The sequence below is a fragment of the Sinosporangium album genome, assembly GCF_900100605.1.
Lineage (GTDB): Bacteria > Actinomycetota > Actinomycetes > Streptosporangiales > Streptosporangiaceae > Sinosporangium > Sinosporangium album.
Window position 1 is genome coordinate 81,428 of record NZ_FNCN01000013.1, and the last position, 17,504, is coordinate 98,931.

Below are 17,504 nucleotides of genomic sequence, written 5' to 3' on the forward strand. Positions count from 1 at the left end.
GACAGGTTTGCGAGGGCTCCTTGTGCGGAGCATGGTGGGTCGTCTGGAAAACTGACCTGTTGTGACTGACTACCTCGGCATCATCGCGATCGCGGTCGTCGTCGCCCTGCTGGCGGTCGGCGGTTTGTTCCTGCTGTTCCGGCCCAAAGGCAAGGGCGAACGGCCTGTCGAGCCCCGTGAGGCCCCGCCGCTGTCCGACGACACGCAGGCCGGCCCCGCGCGGCTGGCGGAGGACGAAGGCGGTGTGACGACCACGGTGCCGCCGCCCGCGGCGCCCGTGGAGCCGGCCGTCGTGGTGCCGCCGGTGGAGGTGCCGCCGCCGTCCGCGGGTCGCATGGTGCGGCTCCGGGCGCGGTTGGCGCGGTCGCAGACCACCCTGGGCAAGAGCCTTTTGGAGCTTCTCTCCCGTGACCGGCTGGACGACGAGGTCTGGGATGAGATCGAGGACACCCTGATCACCGCCGACGTCGGCGTGGGGCCGACCCGGGCGATGGTCGAGGAGCTGCGCACCAAGGTGAAGGTGCTCGGGTCGCGCACGCCGGACGAGGTCCGGGGCCTGCTGCGCGAGCAGCTTCTCACGCTCGTGGGGTCCGACCTGGACCGCACTCTGCGCGTCGCCGCCCACGGCGAGCGGCCCGCCGTGGTCCTCGTGGTGGGTGTGAACGGCACCGGCAAGACGACGACCACCGGCAAGCTCGCCCGCGTCCTCGTGGGCGACGGCAAGCAGGTGCTGCTCGGCGCGGCCGACACGTTCCGCGCCGCCGCCGCCGACCAGCTCCAGACCTGGGGCGAGCGGGTCGGCGCGGAGACCGTGCGCAAGGACGAAGGCGCGGACCCGGCGTCGGTGGCCTTCGACGCCGTCGCCAAGGGCATCGACGACAAGGTCGACGTGGTGATCGTCGACACGGCGGGCCGCCTGCACACCAAGACGGGCCTGATGGACGAGCTCGGCAAGGTCAAGCGCGTCATCGAGAAGCGCGCCACCGTGGACGAGGTCCTCCTGGTGCTCGACGCGACGACGGGTCAGAACGGCCTGCGCCAGGCACAGGTGTTCGCCGAGGTCGTCGACGTCACCGGCATCGCCCTCACCAAGCTCGACGGCACGGCCAAGGGCGGCATCGTCATCTCGGTCCAGCGCGAGCTGGGCGTCCCGGTCAAGCTGGTCGGCCTCGGCGAGGGCGCCGACGATCTGGCGCCTTTCGACGCCGAGGTGTTCGTCGACGCCATCCTGGGCGACTGACGGCGGGCGACTGACGGCGGGCGACTGACGGCTTCTCACGACGGGCCCCCGACCGTGTCGGGGGCCCGTCGCCGTGGAGGCCGAGAGGTCAGGTGGAGACGGTCTCTTTGGCCGCGGTGCCGCGGTCCGGGAGGTGGCGGGTGCCGATGGGGACGACCAGCGGGGTGCCGGCCACGGGGTCGGGGATGACCTTGGCGTCCAGGTCGAAGACCTGGAGGAGCAGTTCCTCGGTGAGCACCTCGTGCGGGGCGCCGGCGGCGACGACGCGGCCGTCGCGCATGGCCACGAGCCGGTCGGCGTAGCGGGCGGCGAGGTTGAGGTCGTGCAGCACCATGACGATGGTGCGCCCGGCCTGGCCGTGCAGTCGCCGTACGAGCTCAAGCACCTCGACCTGGTGGGCCAGGTCGAGGAAGGTGGTGGGCTCGTCGAGGAGGAGCAGGTCGGTGCCCTGGGCCAGGGCCATCGAGATCCAGGCGCGCTGGCGCTGGCCGCCGGAGAGCTCGTCGAGGGGGCGTTCGGCGAGGTCGAGCAGGCCGGTCATGTCGAGGGCCTCGGCGACGGCGCTCTCGTCATCGGAGGACCACTGGCGATACCAGCTCTGGTGCGGATGGCGTCCGCGCGCGACGAGGTCGGCGACCGTGAGCCCTTCGGGGGCGGTGGGGGCCTGGGGGAGGATGCCGAGGATCTTGGCGACCTCCTTGGTGGCGGTCTGGTCGATGCGCTTGCCGTCGAGGAGGACCTGGCCGCCCATGGGCTTGAGGAGGCGGCCGAGGGCGCGCAGCAGGGTGGATTTGCCGCATCCGTTGGGGCCGATGATCGTGGTGACGGTGCCGGCTTCGATGCCCAGGTCGAGGCCGTTCACGATGGTGCGATCGCCGTATCCGAGTTTGACGTCGATGGCCTGGAGTCTCATGTGGTGTCCTTCGCTGGGGATTTCACTCAGGTTCGCCGTTCCCGGCGGATACGGACGAGCAGGTAGATGAGGTAGGGAGCGCCAAGGACCGCGGTGACCACGCCCACAGGCAGCTCGGCCGGACTGAACAGCGTGCGTGCGACAAGGTCGGCGCCCGCGGTCAGCACCGCGCCCACCAGAGCGGACACCACGAGGGGCGGCTGTGCCGTACCGGCCAGGCGCAGGGCGATCTGGGGTGCGGCGAGGGCGACGAAGGCGACCGGGCCGGCGGACGCGGTGGCGACGGCGGCGAGCAGCACGGCGATGAGGAGCATCGCGCTGCGCGCCCGGTTCATCCGCACCCCCAGGCCGGTGACCGTGTCGTCCCCGAAGCGCAGCGCTCCGAGGGAGCGCGTGCCGAGAAGCGCGGCGGGCAGCAGTACGGCAAGAGCCAGCGCGACCGGCACCACGTGCTCCCAGCCGCGCGCGTGCAGGGAACCGGTGATCCACACCATGGCCCGGCTGCTGTCGTGCACGTCGCCCACGGTGAGCAGCCAGTACTTGAGGTTGGTGAACACCGCCGCGATCCCGATGCCGACGAGGACCAGCCGGTAGCCTTCCAGGCCGCGCCGCCACGCGAAGGCGTACACGATGACCGCGCCGGCGAGGCCGCCGAGCAGGCCGAGGACGGGGATGCCGAGGGTGGCGAGGAGGCCGCTGGCTCCGCCGTACGCGGTGCCGCTGAAGACGATGGCGGCGACGACGGTGACGCTGGCGCCCTGGGTGACGCCGAGCACGTCGGGGCTGGCCAGCGGGTTGCGGGCGATGGCCTGGGTGATGGCGCCCGACAGGGCGAGCGCGGCGCCGATGAGCGCGCCGGCGAGGGCGCGGGGGAGGCGCAACTCCATGATGATGAAGGTGTTCTGTGTGTCGCCGAAGGTGGCGGCCACGACGTCGGCGAGCGTCATCGGGATGTCGCCGATCCGCATGTTCAGCGCCATCAGGAGGAACAGGGCGGCGGCGCTCGTCAGTGCCACCAGAAGGGCTCGGGGGCGGAGCAGCCAGGACATGGTGCTCACGCGCAGGGGGCGGGCGACCGATCGGGCCGCGGTCTTCGCGTTCACAGACGCACCGGCTTGCGCCTGCGGACGAGCGCCACGAAGAACGGCGCTCCGATCAGCGCCAGCACCACGCCGACCTCCAGTTCGCCCGGCATCGCCACCACGCGTCCGATCACGTCCGCGAACAGCACCATCGCCGCTCCGAGCAACCCGGAGTACGGCAGAAGCCATCGGTTGTCCGGCCCCGCCAGGGGCCTGACCATGTGCGGCACCATCAGCCCGACGAACGCGACGGCGCCGCAGGCGGCGACGGCCGCCCCGGTGAGCAGTGTGGTCGCGACGAGCCCGACGGCGCGGGTGGCGGTGACGTTCTGCCCGAGGGACCGGGCGACGTCCTCGCCGAGCGAGAGGGTGTTGAGGCCGGGGGCGTTCGCGAGGGCGAGGAGCAGCCCGGCGGCGATGAACGGAAGGACCTGCCAGGCCACCTCCTCCCCGCGGGCCGCGATCGATCCGGACTGCCAGAAGCGGAACACGTCCATGGCCTGTTCGTTGAGGAGGACCAGGGCTGAGGTGAGGGCGTAGAGGAAGGCGCTGACCGCGGTGCCGGCGAGGGCGAGGGTGACGGGGGTGGCCGTGGCCTTGCCGCCGATGGTGCCGAGGGCGAACACTCCGGCGCTGGCCAGCAGCGCCCCGGCGAGCCCGAACCAGATGTAGGAGTGCAGGCTGGTCATGTCGAACACCATGATGCTCAGGACCATGGCGAAGCCGGCGCCCTGGGTCACGCCGAGGAGCCCCGGGTCGGCCAGGGGGTTGCGGGTGTGGCCCTGCATGAGAGCGCCCGCGACGCCGAGGGCGATGCCGGCGAGGATGCCGAGCGCGGTCCTCGGGATGCGCAGGGAGCGGACCACGATGTCGTGTTCACTGCCGGTGGGGGCGGTGAGCGCCTGCCAGATGTCGGCCGGGGGGACGGGTTTCGCTCCGATCGCGATGCTGAGCACGACCCCCACGGCGAGCGCCGCGGTCAGTCCGCCGAGTGCGAGTATTCGGCGCCGTCGTAAGGCACCGAGACGTTCCTTCGCCGGTGGGCGCGCGACGGTTGCCAGTGCGCTCAACCGCGCTCCTTTCAGCGCCCGCCGACAGCCGGGGGAGCATTGTCATTTTCTGTCGTGTTTGTTGCCGGGGGGGCAGGAGGATTATGTCATTTTAGGTATGGCTAATCTTAGCGAGGTTAGCCTTGCCTTCCTTGAAGGGAAATACCTGATGAGAACGTTGCGCGCCTTGGCCGCGGGCGTGGCGGGAGCCGTACTGGCTCTCGGTCTCGCCGCCTGCGGGTCGAGCAGCACCACCGAGAGCTCGACCGCGACCCCCCAGCAGACCACGGCCGAAGGCGGCACGTCCTTTCCGCGCACCGTGAAGCACGCCATGGGCGAGACCACGGTCCCGGCTCAGCCCAAGCGGGTCATCGCCCTCGACCAGAGCTTCGTCGACGCCGTGCTCAGCCTGCAGAGCGAGATCGTGGGCTTCACGGAGTACCGCTCGATGGGCGACAAGCTGCCGGAATACCTCGCCCCCGTGCAGGGGTACGCCAAGCAGGCGGTGAGCGTCGGCACGCTGGAGAGCCCCAGCATCGAGAAGATCATCTCGCTGAAGCCCGACCTGATCATCTCGGCGAAGGTCCGCCACGAGGCGCTGTACGCGCAGCTCTCCCAGATCGCCCCCACCGTCTTCAGCGAGACCACCGGCGCGATGTGGAAGGACAACATCCACCTGGCCGCGACGGCCCTCGGCAAGGAGGACGTCGCCACGCAGGTGATCAAGAAGTTCGAGGACCGCGCCGCGACCATCGGCAAGTCCATCGCCGCGGGCAACGACGGCAAGCTGCCGACCGTCTCCATCGTGCGCTTCGCCGGCGAGCCCACCGCCCGCCTGTACGTGGAGAACTCCTACTCCGGAGTCGTGCTGAAGGACGTGGGCTTCCCGAGGCCCGAAGGCCAGCCGAGCACCACTGAGACCATCATGGTGGAGATCAGCGAAGAGCGGATCTCAGACCTCGACGCCGAGCACATCTTCGTCACGTCCTACTCGCCCGACGGCAGCGGCAAGGACGCCACGCAGGAGAAGTTCCTCGCCAACCCCCTGTGGGGCAAGCTCAAGGGTGAAAAGCACGATGTGAGCGACACGACCTGGATGACAGCCGTGGGCCTTCAAGGGGCGGAGCTGATGCTCGACGACCTGGCCAAGCTCTTCAAGGTGGACCCCGCCAAGGCGTGATCCACCCCGAGAGGTCAGGAGACGCGGTGGCACGCCACCGTATGGCCGGTTCCGGAGCCCGCGACGAGCTCCGGAGACCGGTCGCGGCACACGTCCATGGCCACCGGGCAGCGCAGGTGGAAATGACAGCCCGGAGGGGGAGCGAGCGGGCTCGGGATGTCGCCTGACAGCGTGATGCGCTCCCTGCTCCGCTGCTCGTCCGGGTCGGGGACCGGCGCCGCGGACACCAGCGCCTGCGTGTACGGGTGGGCGGCCCGTTCGTTCAGCTCCGCCGAGCCGATCGTCTCGACGACCCGCCCGAGATACATCACCATGACGCGGTCGGCGACGTATTCCACGGCGGCCAGGTCGTGGCTGATGAACAGGCACGCGAAACCCAGGTCGCGCTGGAGGTCCTTGATGAGGTTGAGGATCGACGCCTGGATGGACACGTCCAGCGCCGAGGTCGGTTCGTCGGCGACGACGAGCGACGGCGACGCGATCAGCGCGCGGGCGATGCTGACGCGCTGACGCTGCCCTCCGGACAGCTCGTGCGGAAAGCGCGTCGCGGCCATCTGCGGCAGCCCCACCAGGTCAAGGAGCTCCGTAGCGCGCCGCTCGCGCTCGCCGGGCTGCCCGATCCGGTGGATGACCAGGGGCTCTGCCACGATGTCGCGCACCTGCATCCGCGGGTTGAGCGAGGTGGCGGGGTCCTGGAAGATCATGGTGAAGCCCGTACGGCGCCGCCGGATGGCGCCGCGCTGCAGCCCGGAGATCTCCACCCCGTCCATGACGACGCTGCCGGCGGTGGGCGGGCTCAACATCACCACGCACCGGCCGACCGTCGACTTGCCGCTGCCCGACTCCCCGACCAGGCCGACGATCTCGCCCTTGCCGATGGAGAAGCTCACGTCGTCCACGGCCCGTACGGTGCCCGCGGCCGTCCTGAAGTGCTTGGTCAGCCCGGTGACCTGCAGCGCGGGTACGGCGGAGGCGGGCGCGAGCCCGTTCACGGTGTTCATGGGTGTGCTCCCGTCACGGCCTCGGCGGCCTGGGGGCCCGGGTGCCAGCACGCTGCGGACTGGCCGGGGGCGATCTCGGCGAAGGGGGGCAGTGCCGTACGGCACTGCTCGGAGGCGACGGCGCACCGCCCGGCGAAGCTGCAGGCCGCGGGCGACTCGTGCAGCGTGGGGACGGTGCCGGGGATGCCGGAGAGGCGCCGGTCGCGGTCTCCTCCGCCGCCGCGCCGGGGGATCGCCTCCATCAGCCGCCGCGTGTATTGGTGGCGCGGGTTGGCGAACAGGGCCCTGACCTCCCCCTCCTCCACCTTCCGCCCCGCGTACATGACGATCACGCGATCGGCGATGTCGGCGACCACACCGAGGTCGTGGGTGACCAGCAGGACGGCCATGCCGGTGTCCCTGCGCAGTTCTTTGAGCAGTTCCAGGATGCCCGCCTGGATGGTGACGTCCAGGGCGGTGGTCGGTTCGTCGGCGATGAGCAGGCGCGGTTCGCACGCGATGGCCATCGCGATCATCACGCGCTGCCGCATGCCGCCGGACATCTCGTGCGGGTAGTTCGAGTAGCGCTGGGCCGGGGCGGGGATGCCCACCCTCTCCAGCAGCTCGATCACCTGAGCCTTGGCTTTCGCCGCCGACAGCCCCCGGTGTCGGCGCAGCACCTCGGCCACCTGCTTCCCGACCGTGAGCACGGGGTTCAGCGAGCTCATCGGGTCCTGGAAGACGCAGGCCACCTGTCGGCCGCGGATCGCGGAAAGGTGCTTTTCCGAGGCGTGCAGCAGTTCTTTGCCGTCGAAGACCGCCGACCCGGAGATCCGGGCGGTCGGCCCCTGCAGGCCGAGTAGCGACAGAATGCCGACGCTCTTGCCGCAGCCGGACTCGCCCACCAGGGAGATGATCTCTCCTGGTTCCACGTGGTAGGTGAGTCCGTCGACGGCCAGCACGGGCCCTTTCTTGGTGGGGAAGCGCACGGAAAGGTCGCGCACGTCCAGCAGCGTCATGCCGGTTCTCCCTTGACGGCGTTCACCGCTTCACCGACCGCGGGTCCAGCGCGTCGCGCAGGGCGTCGCCGGCGAGGTTGAACGCGAGTGTGATCAAGACGATGGCGATGCCGGGGAAGACGGGCATCCACCAGGCGACCTGCAGGAAGGACTGGCCGCTTGACAGCATCACGCCGAGCGAGGGTGCCGGGGGCTGGACGCCCACCCCGAGGAAGGACAGCATCGCCTCACTCATGACGGCGGCCGGGATCGACACGCTGATCTGGACGAGCAGGGCGCTCGCGGCGTTGGGCATGATGTGCCGGAATAGGATGCGGCTGTCCCGGGCGCCGCTGACGGCCGCCGCCGCGACGTAGTCCATCTCCCGCAGGCGCAGCGTCTCGCCGCGCGCGACCCGCACCATGCCGGGCAACTGGGAGATGGCGATGGCGATCGCCGCGTTGACCCCGGAGGCTCCGAGGATCGCGGCCAGGCCGACCGCGGTCACCAGGTGGGGGAACGCGAGCGTGACGTCCACCACGCGGGAGACGACCATGTCGACCCGCCGGTAGTAGCCGGCGAGCAGGCCCAGCACGACGCCGAAGACCGTGGCGGACAGGACGGCGAGCACCCCGATCTGCACCGAGGCCCGCAGGCCGTAGATCGTGCGGGACAGCACGTCGCGGCCGAGATCGTCGGTGCCGAGAAGGTGCTGGCCGCTGGGCCCGAGCAGGGGGGAGTCGAATCCGGTGGCCTCGGGGTCGTAGGGGGCGAGCAGCGGGGCGAACACGGCCACGCCGACGATCCCGATCAGGACCAGCATCGAGGTGACGGCGGCCCTGTTGCGGATGAGCGAGAAGCGCGGGCTCCGCGCGACGGCGATGTCCGGGCTGGTCACGCCGCTTCACCCGCGGTGACGCGCACTCTCGGATCGACCACCGTGTACAGCAGGTCGGTGAGAAGGTTGATGACGATATAGGCGGTAGCGGTGATCAGGACGACCCCTTGGATGAGCGGGTAGTCGCGCGTGGCGACCGCGTCGATCATGAGTTTGCCGAACCCCGGGATGACGAACACCTGCTCGGTGACGACCGCCCCGGCGATCAGCGTGCCGAGCTGCAGCCCGACGATCGTGACCACCACGATGAGGCTGTTGCGCAGGGCGTGCCTCATGACGACGTGGCGGCGGCGGAGGCCCTTGGCGGTCGCCGTACGGACATAGTCCGTGGTGAGCGCCTCCAGCATCGCGGCACGCGTCTGGCGCATGATCACCGCGGCGAAGGCGGTGCCGAGGACCAGCGCGGGCATCACCAGGTGGGTGACGTGGCCCACGGGATCGATGTCGATGGGCACGAATCCGGACGCCGGCAGGATCGGGATCATGATGGCGAACACCAGGATCGCCATGAGCCCGAGCCAGAAGCTCGGCACCGACAGGCCGATCAGCGCGGCGACGCTGACCACCCAGCCGGCGACCCGGCCCCGGTAGAGCGCCGCCACCACACCGGTGGTGACGCCGATGACCACGGCGACCAGCATGGACACCACGGTGAGTTCCAGCGTCACCGGGACGGCCCCGGCGATGACGTCGGTGACCGGCAGCCCGGTGCGCACCGAGTCGCCGAGATTGCCCGTGACGATCTGCTGGAGGTATTTCACGAACTGCACGATGACCGGCTGGTCGAGGCCGTACTGCTCGCGCACGGCCTCCAGGGCGGCGGGGTCGCCCTCCTCGCCGAGGAGGGCGACCGCGGGGTCACCGGGCAGTGCTCTGACGCCGAGGAACACCACGGCTGTCGCGATGAGCAGGGTGAACAGGGCGTTGCCCAGGCGGGCTAGGAAGCGGAGCACGGTGTGTTCGCCTTGGCTCAGCCCGCAGTGCGGGCGACGCGGAAGTCGACGATACCGTTGGGCTGGGCGGTGATGCCCTGCACCGAATCGCGCACCCCGGTGTAGAACGAGGGACGGATCAGGTAGACCATCGGCACCTCTTCGGCGAGGAGCGTGCTGAGCTCGCCGTACAGCTCGCGCCGCTTGTCCAGGTCGGGCTCCGAGCGGGCCTCGGTGAGAAGCTCGTCGGCCTTCTTACTGGAGTAGTTGCCGTAGTTCGACGGGCTGCCGGTGGCGGCGAAACGCGTGATGTTGGCGTCCGCGTCGATACGTCCCGACCAGGAGTTCATGTAGAGGACGAAGTCACCGGCGCTCGTTGCGGCGAGAGCGGCCGTCGACTCCTGCGCCTGGATCTCGAGGTCGAAGCCGCTCTCCTGGACCATCGACTTGAGCGCCTGCGCGATACGGCCGAACTCGGGGGTGTTGTTCAACACCAGCGACACCTTCAGTGGCGTGGTCACCCCTGCCTCCTTGAGCAGGTCGCGCGCCTTCTGCGGGTCGTGCGGCGGGCACTTCGTGGCGGCCTCACTGGCCAGTGCCGCGGACGGCGCGATGAAACCGCAGGCCACGGAGTAGCGGCCGTTGTAGACGACCTTGTTGAGCGCCTCGCGGTCGATGCTCAGCTCGAACGCCTGGCGCACCTTCGCGTCATTGGCCATGGGGCCGTCGACCTTGGCGGGCTTGCCCACACCGTTGGCGTTGCCGACGTTGACCTCCAGGCTGATGAAGCCGATCCCCTTGGTCTCGATGACCTTGGTGCCGCTCTTGCCGTCCAAGGTGTCGATGTCCGTGGTGGGGATGCGCTCGATGACGTCGATGTCGCCGGAGCGGAGGTTGGTCACCCGGATCGTCGAGTCGGGGATGATCTGGTAGGTCACGCTGTCGAGCTGGACCTTGGCGGCGTCGTAGTAGTTCGGGTCCTTGACGACCTTGACGTAGTTCTGCGACGCGCGGCTGTCGTACTTGAACGGCCCGACGCAGACGGGGCTGTTGCCGAAGTTGTCCCCGGCGGACTTCAGGGCCGTGGGCGACATGATGATGCCGGCCCGGTCGGTGAGCAGAACGCTGAACGCACCGGGGGAGATGGGCTTCTTCATCTTGAGCCGCACGGTGTGCTCGTCCTGGACTTCCACACTGTCCAGCGCCGCGAGCTCGGTCTTCCGCTGCGAGCTGGGGTGGGTCATGTGCCGGTCGAGCGAGGTCTTGACCGCTTCGGCGTTGAACGGCGTGCCGTCGGCGAACTTCGCGTCCTGCCGCAGCTTGATCGTGGCGGTCTTGTAGTCCTCGCTGAACTCCGGATCCGCGGCGGCCAGCCGGGGCGTCATGGTGGCCTCCGGCGTGACCGCGTAGAGCTGCTCGCAGATCGAGTCGAAAATGGCAGCCGAGGTGAACGTGTTGGCCAGCGTCGGGTCGAGCTGTCCCGGCTCGGCGGCTACAGCGAAAGTGAGGTCTTTACCCCCGCCTGCCTGCGTCCCCCCGGTCGCGGTGGTTTGGGAGCTGCATGCGCCGACCGAGAGGACGGCTGTGACGGTGAGAAGAGTGAACAGGCCGCGCCGCGACCCCCCGTGGATGGCGTGGACAGATCTCATATGGGTCCTTGGAGATCAATAGGGGTGGGTCCGAGGGAGTACAGGGGTCTGGCGGCGCCGCTCGCGGGAACGGCGCCGCGGGGTTCAGTTGTGCGGGTGTTTCAGGTGCGGATCAGGCGACGGCGCCGCTGCTCCACACAGTGCGTCCTCCGAGAAGGGTCAGCTCCGAGGTGATCGTGTGGATCTCCTCGACCGGAATGGTCATGTAGTCCTTGGAGAGGACGGCCAGGTCGGCCTGGTAGCCCGGCACGAGCCTGCCGCGCACGTCCTCTTCGAAGGTGCACCACGCGCTGCCGACGGTGTAGCCGCGCAGGGCCTCCTCCCGGCTCAGCAGGTTCTCCTCCGACAGGGTCGGCGTGCCCGACACCGTGAGGCCGGTGAGGAACCACTGGAGGCTGGTGAACGGGTTGTACGAGGCCACTCGCATGGCGTCCGAGCCCAGGCCGACCGGCACCTCCGCGTCGAAGAGCGCACGCATCACCGGGGACTCGGCGACACGCTCGGCGCCCCAGATGGAGATGGCCTTCTCGCCGTTGAGACGCAGCAGGCTCTGGAGCATCAATCCGGCGCCGAGGGCCTTCAGGCGCTCGATGTGCTCCTTGGCGACCGGCTCGGCGTGGACCAGGGTCCAGCGCAGGTCCTTGATGGAGTGCTCCTTGTCGATGCGCTCCCACAGGTCCAGCAGTCGGTCGATGTACTCCCGCTGGTGGGCGTGGATTTGAACGCTCCAACGCTTGGCCGCGAGAGGCGCGAGCAGCTTCTCGTGGTGGTCCATCGCCTCGGGGGAGGTGTCGCCCGGCTCGGCGATGCCGTCGTGGCTCTTGTAGAGGATGACCTCACCGATGCCCGACATGCGCAGGATGTCGTCGCCGAAGCCCGGCTCCAGGTAGCGCGAGTAGCCCGCGATCTCCTCGTCCTCCATGCCGGGGGCCGAGGGGTGCTGGTAGAGCCGCACCCGGGTCGCCAGCTCGCCGCGCCGCCACGCCTCGTAGATCGGGCCGTAGACGTCGGGGCCGGTGTTGTAGCCGCCGCCGTCGATGCAGCCGGTCATGCCGAGGCGGGCGAACTCCCGCGACACCGCCGCGGTCGAGGCGACCTGCTCCTCGAAGGTGGGGACGGGGAGCTGCTTGTAGAACCACGGCATGAGCATCCGGCCGGAGCCGCGCCCGGTGAGTTCGCCGTCCTCGTCGCGGTCGAACGTGCCCACGGTCAGCCCGGCGACGAGCTCGTCGTTGATCCCCAGGGTCTCCATGGCCAGCGTGTTCAGCTGCACCCAGGCGTACTGCATCTGCACGTACACCGGGTGGTCGGGGGCCACGCGGTCCAGGTCCTCCTTGGTCGGACCGAGCCCGCCGTCCTGGAACTGCTTCTCGTCCCAGCCGCCGATGACCCGGATCCAGGTGCCCTTGGGCTGGTTGCGTGCCGCCTCGGCGATGGTCGAAAGCGCGGTGGACAGCTCGTAGACGTCCTCCCAGCGCAGCTCGTCGTTCCAGGTGAGTCCGGCGCGGACGAAGTGCACGTGGGAGTCGATGAGCCCGGGGATGACCCGGCGGCCGTCCAGGTCCACGACCTCGGTGGAGTCGTCGGCGAGCGCGCGGATCTCCTCGTCGGAGCCGGCCGCGATGATCACGCCTCCTCGGATGGCCAGGGCGCTGACCTCGCCGGGCACCCCACCGTCATCGGAAAGCGTGGTGATACGGCCGTTGAGGAGAATCTGCTCTGGGATAGACGGCAAAACCCGCACCTCTCCCTGTTAACGGGCCCGCCCCTAATCGGAGGCGGCCCAGTGACTGATCAAGTTGATAAACGCCGGTACGGCACTGCCCGCCCTTCGGCGTGTGCGGCGACAAAACTCCCTGCTCGCATGGCCGATACCCGGCGACCATGTCCTTAATCGTCGCCTCTCCCTTCTGTCCCGGTCCAACAGAAGGTTTCGGACGTAGCTATCGATACCATCGATAGATGGAGCTGAGACAGGTCGAGCACTTCCTCGCGGTGGCTGAGGAGCTCAACTTCTCCCGCGCCGCAACGCGCCTCAATCTCGGGCAATCCGCCGTTTCCGCCTCCGTCCGTGCCCTGGAGCGCGACCTCAACGCGGCGCTGTTCGCCCGCACCAGCCGTGCCGTACGGCTGACCGAGGCGGGCCGCGTCTTCCTGCCCGCCGCCCGCCGGCTCCTGGCCGCCGCCCGCGACGCGCGCAACGACGTGTCCACCGTCAGCGGAATGCTCACCGGCGTGGTGCGGGTCGGCCTCACCCAGACCCTGCAGGGCATCGACGTCCCCGGCGCCCTCACCGACGTACGGCGACGGCACCCCGGCCTGACCCTCCAGCTCCGCCAGGGCTACCCCAACACGCTGCTGTCCGATGTCGCCCGCGGCAGGCTCGACCTCGCCGTCGTGCCCGTGACCAAGGCCCCGCCGGAGGGGGTGCGCCTGAACCTGCTCTACAGCGAGGACCTCGTGGTGGTCACCCCGCCCGGGCACCGCCTCGCCGACCGCGCCACCGTCGACCTCACCGAGCTCGCCGGCGAGGTGTGGGTCGAGTTCCTCAAAGGCACGACCCTGAGAGACGCGACCGACGCGGCGGCGCGCGCCGCCCGCCTGACGCGCAGCATCGTCGCCGACGTCGGACAGCTACCGCTGCTCGTCGACCTGGTGAAGGCGGGTGCCGGCATCGCCATCGTGCCGAGGTCGGTCGCCGAGCAGACGGGCCTGCTGCCGATCACGATCCGCCAGAGCCTTCCCCGCCGGATCCTGATGCTGGCCTACCCGCATTCGACGCAGAGCACGACCGCGGCCGCGGTGGTCATCGAGGCGCTCATGTCCGCGCGCCGCCGTACGTCGATCGCCGCAGTGGGCTGAGCGAGGTTGCCAGGGTTTCCGTGGAATGCGGGGGCATGACAACTCTGGTTTGAGCGGGCGGCAGCGGACAGATTGGGACCTGGGCTCGCGGTGGCTGCGGCTGGTGAGCACCCTGTCGCACCGCCACGCGGAAACCCGAAGGAGAGCTCCCTCCCATGGCCCTTCCTGTGATCATCATCGCCGGGATCGCGATCTCCTCGTTTCTCGCCTGGAAGCTGCGTAGGAAGAAGTTCCGGCTCGCGGTCCTCGGTGCCAGATGCACCGGGAAGACGACGCTCATCGAGTCCTGGCGCGGCACGTGGGTGGAGGACCCGGACAGAACCTTGATCCCCAAGACATATGACAAGACGAAGCTGACGGTGGACGGCCTCCGGCTGACCTTCGTCAAACTCGGCGATCTGAGCGGCGAGGTGAACTCCTGGCCGCAGTGGGAGGACCGGGTCAAGGACAGCCGTTATCTGCTCTATCTGGTCGACGCGCGCATGCTCGCGGGTCTCCCCATGTCGGAAGAGCGGACGTGGTACAGAGTTGAGGACGACGCCGGACAGATCAGCAGCAACTGGCTCAAAGCCAGCCTTGTGCATCTCTGCCTGCTGGTGGTCACCCACACGGACGAGGATCCCCGGCAGGCGGGACTCAGCGCCGGTGCCTACCACGACCTCATCGCCAGGCAGCTCGACCCGATCGTGCTGAGGATGGGCGGCGACCGCCTCGTACGGACGGTCATCGGCTGCCTGAAGGACCCGAAGTCGGCTGAGGAGACCACCTCCAAGATCATGAAGCACATCGTGGGCTTCGAGAAGGAGCTGAAGTGACGGTCGAGCCGGCCACGGTCCACATCATCTACGCGGAGTTCCCCGAGGAACAGCCTGAGGAGCAGCACGCGTTCGCGTGGCTCGACGGACGGGCGCTCGCTCCCGACGAACGCGCCGAGCGCATGTCGATCCACGAGGCGTTCGTCGAGATCACGTCCGGCGCCGCCTACGACGACACACGGGTCCGCGGGGAGCGCGTCATACGGAACGGCGGCCGTGTGCTGATCGAATACCCGATCACGGTGGCCGATGAGACGCCGAGACGGATGACCGCCTGCGCCGTGGTGTCGGTGCCCCGCCGGCGACGCGGCGTTCGCGACATGACGTGGGTGGAGCCCGTGGCCGACGAGATCGTCGGCATCATGCGCGACAACGGGCTCGCCGCCGACAGATACCGGATCGCTCGCCTGCTGGCCACGGGCTGGACGGAGCAACGCTACAAAGAGGTCGCCCGGGGAGTGGCGAAGGGCGTGAAGACCGCGGCGCCCGTTGCCATAGAGGCGGCGAAGCAGTACCGCACCTATGCCGAGAACCAAACCCGTCAGGACAAGAGCGGCACGGGAAAAGCGCCGAGCCCCCTCCGGCGATCTCTCGGAGTGGCGGCACTGTTCCTGCTGGCACTGATCACATTCTGGATCTACAGGAAAGTAGCGCGATAGCCGTGCCGAAGGGCGAGCGCCGTTTGAAGAAGAGGCTCGTGGCCATTCACCGCGATGACTTCAACCGGGCGAGAAGCGAGGCCCCCAATCTGCTCACCGATCAGTTCACCACGGTCGTCCCCGTTCCCCTGCGGCCCCCGGAGAGCGAGGACCCCGCGCTCGTGGAACTGCAGGACGAGCTGGAGCCGGGCGTGCTCATGCTCAGAAACCGCTGGGACGACAGCGAATACATCCATGCGGCGATGGCGTACGAGCGCATCTCGCTCTCCAAGTTCAATCTGTTCGCCGAGATCTGCCAGATCCTGGGAGCGAACCGACTGGACGTCGTAGAGATCCGGGAGGTGACCGAGGGGGGAAAGATCAGCGGATCCGTCAAGTTCAACGCCGGGGTCGCCTCACTTTCCGGCGGCGGGGGCAGCGAGCGGCTGCGGAAGATCGCCCAGTCGGTGCACGGGCACTGGGAATGGCGCGGCACACCACCTGACGGGGAGAAGGCCAAGGCGCATGCCCGCCGCGCTGGGATCAGCGGAGATCCCGTGGTGGCGGGACTCATCCGGCAGCGCTGCGACCCGGGGAACAAGCTGACGGAGTACGGTCTCGAACTCGACATCAGCTCAGAGGCCAAACACGACATCCAGGCGGCGTCCGGCCTCATGTCCATGCTCAAGAAGCTCCGCATCCCCGGCATCGATTCCACGTTCGAGAAGCTGAAGAGCGAGACCGAACGGCTTGTCCTCAGCGTCGAGGTCGTCTTCCCACGCGATCCCGCCGGCTGAGCCCGCGGCCGGTCATCGCCGGAGCACGCGCCACCGCTCCGGCGAGCCGATTCACCCCCGCCACCCGCAGTACGGCTCGGTCACCTGCTGCAGCTCGGGCCAGAGCGCGGCGACGCGCTCGTCGGCGCGGCGGCGCCGTACGGCCTGGCGGAACGCCCGCAGGCCGAACCGGACGGTCGCGGAGTCCACGACTCGGATGTCGTCAAGCATGTCGGACATGAGCGCGCAGCCCCGCGTGAGGTCGCCGTCCTCGGCCAGGGCGACGGCCCGCCGTACGGCGAAGCGCACCCGTGACCTGCGTGAACCGGGCGCGAGGCCGGCCAGGGCGCCGCCGAGGATCTCGGCGGCTTCGTCGGGACGGCCGAGGTCGTGCAGGCACCAGCCGGTCACCATGGTGGTCATCACGTCCACCGGCACGGATGTGCCGAGCGGGCGGGCGAACCCTTCGGCGGGGCGTGGCGGAGGAGCTTCGCGCGCGGAACGCTCCCACAGCGTGTGCGCGTGGTCGACCGCCGTGCGGAAACCGTGGTCGTTGACCGCCATGGCGTGGCCTTGGGCTTCGCGGAGCGCGGCGAGCCAGCGCACCCGGGGCGGCAGGGAGCTCAGGGAGCGCACCCGCTCGGCCAGCCGTACCGTGGGGTCGGCCTTGCCCTGGTAGAGCGTGGTGAGCGCTCGCCGTACGTCCGCGTATTCGACGAGCTCCCTGTCTCCCCCCTCCTGCGCGAACTCCACGGCCCGGTCGGTCCACCACCTGGCCGCGGCGTCGTCCCCGCACTCCTGCGCCATCCACCCGGTGAACTCGGCGGCACGCGCGGCCAGCCGGAGCAGCCGCATCCGCGAGCGCCCCTTGGTGTACGGCAGAGCCGAGCGCAGCGCCTGTACGTGGAAGATGGCGACCGGCAGGACCATGCCGGGGGAGGCCGACTGTCCGAACCTGATGGTCTCGTTGAGCAGCGCGCCCTGCGCGTCAAGGTCGCCGGGCGCCGGGGCGAACGTCATGCGGACTGGATCGTTCCCCGCCAGAGCGGTGAACCGCGCCACGCCGTCGCCCGATAGCAGGAGCTCCCACTCCGCATGCGCCGACTCCCTGCCCGGTGCGTCCGGTCTACCGGGCTGCCCCTGGTCGGCGAGCGCCATCAGGGCGCCTCCGGCCTTGAGCGCGGCGTCGCAACGCCTGGCCAGTTGCGGTGTCGGGCGCCGCTCCCCTGATTCGATCTTGGAAAGGTGGCCTTTGGTGTAGTCGATCCGCTCGCCGAGCTCCTTGAGTGACAGTCCTGCCAAGAGACGGAGGCGTCGTAATTCCACGCGGAAATGAGAAGGCATTTCGGGCCCTTCACCCCAGAGATGACCTTGTTCCCCAGGTTAAAGGAAGGGACTTCGGCTGACCCCATTCGTGACGTAGAGGTCACCGAACCGTTCCATGCCCGCGGAACAGAACCATGGATGCCACGATAAAGAGGACTATTTTCTT

16 protein-coding genes are annotated in these 17,504 nt (G+C 69.2%); 6 read left to right on the forward strand and 10 right to left on the reverse strand.

The annotated features are described in order from the left end of the window. Positions 1-61: 61 nt before the first annotated feature. Positions 62-1,240, forward strand: a complete 1,179-nt coding sequence (ftsY, locus tag BLQ73_RS15790; protein ID WP_093171215.1) for a signal recognition particle-docking protein FtsY — start codon at positions 62-64, stop codon at positions 1,238-1,240. A gap of 88 nt (positions 1,241-1,328) precedes the next feature. On the opposite strand, the gene BLQ73_RS15795 is transcribed toward ftsY, so the two are convergent. From BLQ73_RS15795 to BLQ73_RS15805, 3 genes are read right to left on the reverse strand one after another with little or no spacing between them, the layout of a single operon-like run. Next, entirely contained in the window at positions 1,329-2,153 is an 825-nt protein-coding gene (locus tag BLQ73_RS15795; RefSeq protein WP_093171216.1) for an ABC transporter ATP-binding protein, read from the reverse strand. 26 nt (positions 2,154-2,179) lie between these two features. Continuing rightward, positions 2,180-3,256 carry a FecCD family ABC transporter permease gene (locus tag BLQ73_RS15800; RefSeq protein WP_245691110.1) on the reverse strand — a complete coding sequence of 359 codons (1,077 nt, stop codon included), beginning with the start codon at positions 3,254-3,256 and terminating at the stop codon, positions 2,180-2,182. Next, positions 3,253-4,305 carry a FecCD family ABC transporter permease gene (locus BLQ73_RS15805; protein WP_093171217.1) on the reverse strand — a complete coding sequence of 351 codons (1,053 nt, stop codon included), beginning with the start codon at positions 4,303-4,305 and terminating at the stop codon, positions 3,253-3,255. The genes BLQ73_RS15800 and BLQ73_RS15805 overlap by 4 nt, the downstream gene beginning before the upstream one ends. 148 nt (positions 4,306-4,453) lie before the next feature. Between BLQ73_RS15805 and BLQ73_RS15810 the strand changes: the two genes are divergently transcribed. Continuing rightward, the gene (locus BLQ73_RS15810; RefSeq protein ID WP_093171218.1) at positions 4,454-5,464 is read left to right on the forward strand and encodes an ABC transporter substrate-binding protein; all 1,011 of its coding nucleotides are present in this window, start codon (positions 4,454-4,456) and stop codon (positions 5,462-5,464) included. Between the two features lie 14 nt (positions 5,465-5,478). Here BLQ73_RS15810 and BLQ73_RS15815 read toward each other — a convergent pair whose 3' ends face one another. From BLQ73_RS15815 to BLQ73_RS15840, 6 genes are all read right to left on the reverse strand, one after another. Continuing rightward, positions 5,479-6,465 (reverse strand): ABC transporter ATP-binding protein, encoded by a 987-nt coding sequence (locus tag BLQ73_RS15815; RefSeq protein ID WP_093171219.1) that lies wholly within the window; start codon positions 6,463-6,465, stop codon positions 5,479-5,481. Further along, the gene (locus BLQ73_RS15820; RefSeq protein WP_093171220.1) at positions 6,462-7,463 is read right to left on the reverse strand and encodes an ABC transporter ATP-binding protein; all 1,002 of its coding nucleotides are present in this window, start codon (positions 7,461-7,463) and stop codon (positions 6,462-6,464) included. Before BLQ73_RS15820 ends, BLQ73_RS15815 begins: the two co-directional genes overlap by 4 nt. Before the next feature lie 22 nt (positions 7,464-7,485). Continuing rightward, positions 7,486-8,340, reverse strand: a complete 855-nt coding sequence (locus BLQ73_RS15825) for an ABC transporter permease (RefSeq protein ID WP_218125877.1) — start codon at positions 8,338-8,340, stop codon at positions 7,486-7,488. After that, positions 8,337-9,293: an ABC transporter permease gene (locus BLQ73_RS15830; protein WP_093171221.1), complete on the reverse strand. Its 957-nt coding sequence runs from the start codon at positions 9,291-9,293 to the stop codon at positions 8,337-8,339. Before BLQ73_RS15830 ends, BLQ73_RS15825 begins: the two co-directional genes overlap by 4 nt. A gap of 17 nt (positions 9,294-9,310) precedes the next feature. Beyond that, positions 9,311-10,921 (reverse strand): ABC transporter substrate-binding protein, encoded by a 1,611-nt coding sequence (locus BLQ73_RS15835; protein ID WP_093171222.1) that lies wholly within the window; start codon positions 10,919-10,921, stop codon positions 9,311-9,313. A gap of 112 nt (positions 10,922-11,033) precedes the next feature. Next, positions 11,034-12,656, reverse strand: coding sequence for an amidohydrolase (locus BLQ73_RS15840; protein WP_176955477.1), 1,623 nt, complete (start codon positions 12,654-12,656; stop codon positions 11,034-11,036). A 227-nt stretch (positions 12,657-12,883) separates the two neighbouring features. Between BLQ73_RS15840 and BLQ73_RS15845 the strand changes: the two genes are divergently transcribed. The 4 genes from BLQ73_RS15845 to BLQ73_RS15860 all read left to right on the forward strand — a co-directional run bounded on the left by BLQ73_RS15845 (position 12,884) and on the right by BLQ73_RS15860 (position 16,033). Beyond that, entirely contained in the window at positions 12,884-13,783 is a 900-nt protein-coding gene (locus BLQ73_RS15845) for a LysR family transcriptional regulator (protein ID WP_093171224.1), read from the forward strand. Positions 13,784-13,938: 155 nt separating this feature from the next. Further along, positions 13,939-14,598: a GTPase domain-containing protein gene (locus tag BLQ73_RS15850; RefSeq protein WP_093171225.1), complete on the forward strand. Its 660-nt coding sequence runs from the start codon at positions 13,939-13,941 to the stop codon at positions 14,596-14,598. Beyond that, positions 14,595-15,257, forward strand: a complete 663-nt coding sequence (locus BLQ73_RS15855; protein WP_093171226.1) for a hypothetical protein — start codon at positions 14,595-14,597, stop codon at positions 15,255-15,257. The genes BLQ73_RS15850 and BLQ73_RS15855 overlap by 4 nt, the downstream gene beginning before the upstream one ends. A gap of 38 nt (positions 15,258-15,295) precedes the next feature. Beyond that, entirely contained in the window at positions 15,296-16,033 is a 738-nt protein-coding gene (locus tag BLQ73_RS15860) for a hypothetical protein (protein WP_143020289.1), read from the forward strand. A gap of 51 nt (positions 16,034-16,084) precedes the next feature. Here the strand turns inward: BLQ73_RS15860 and BLQ73_RS15865 are convergent, their stop codons facing one another. Further along, positions 16,085-17,356, reverse strand: a complete 1,272-nt coding sequence (locus BLQ73_RS15865) for a helix-turn-helix domain-containing protein (protein WP_093171228.1) — start codon at positions 17,354-17,356, stop codon at positions 16,085-16,087. Positions 17,357-17,504 lie beyond the last annotated feature (148 nt).

Coding starts and splice junctions, on each gene's coding strand:
- BLQ73_RS15795 (WP_093171216.1), bottom strand. CDS start 2,153: ATGAGACTCCAGGCCATCGACGTCAAACTCGGATACGGCGATCGCACC.
- BLQ73_RS15810 (WP_093171218.1), top strand. CDS start 4,454: ATGAGAACGTTGCGCGCCTTGGCCGCGGGCGTGGCGGGAGCCGTACTG.
- BLQ73_RS15815 (WP_093171219.1), bottom strand. CDS start 6,465: ATGAACACCGTGAACGGGCTCGCGCCCGCCTCCGCCGTACCCGCGCTG.
- BLQ73_RS15820 (WP_093171220.1), bottom strand. CDS start 7,463: ATGACGCTGCTGGACGTGCGCGACCTTTCCGTGCGCTTCCCCACCAAG.
- BLQ73_RS15835 (WP_093171222.1), bottom strand. CDS start 10,921: ATGAGATCTGTCCACGCCATCCACGGGGGGTCGCGGCGCGGCCTGTTC.
- BLQ73_RS15845 (WP_093171224.1), top strand. CDS start 12,884: ATGGAGCTGAGACAGGTCGAGCACTTCCTCGCGGTGGCTGAGGAGCTC.
- BLQ73_RS15850 (WP_093171225.1), top strand. CDS start 13,939: ATGGCCCTTCCTGTGATCATCATCGCCGGGATCGCGATCTCCTCGTTT.
- BLQ73_RS15865 (WP_093171228.1), bottom strand. CDS start 17,356: ATGCCTTCTCATTTCCGCGTGGAATTACGACGCCTCCGTCTCTTGGCA.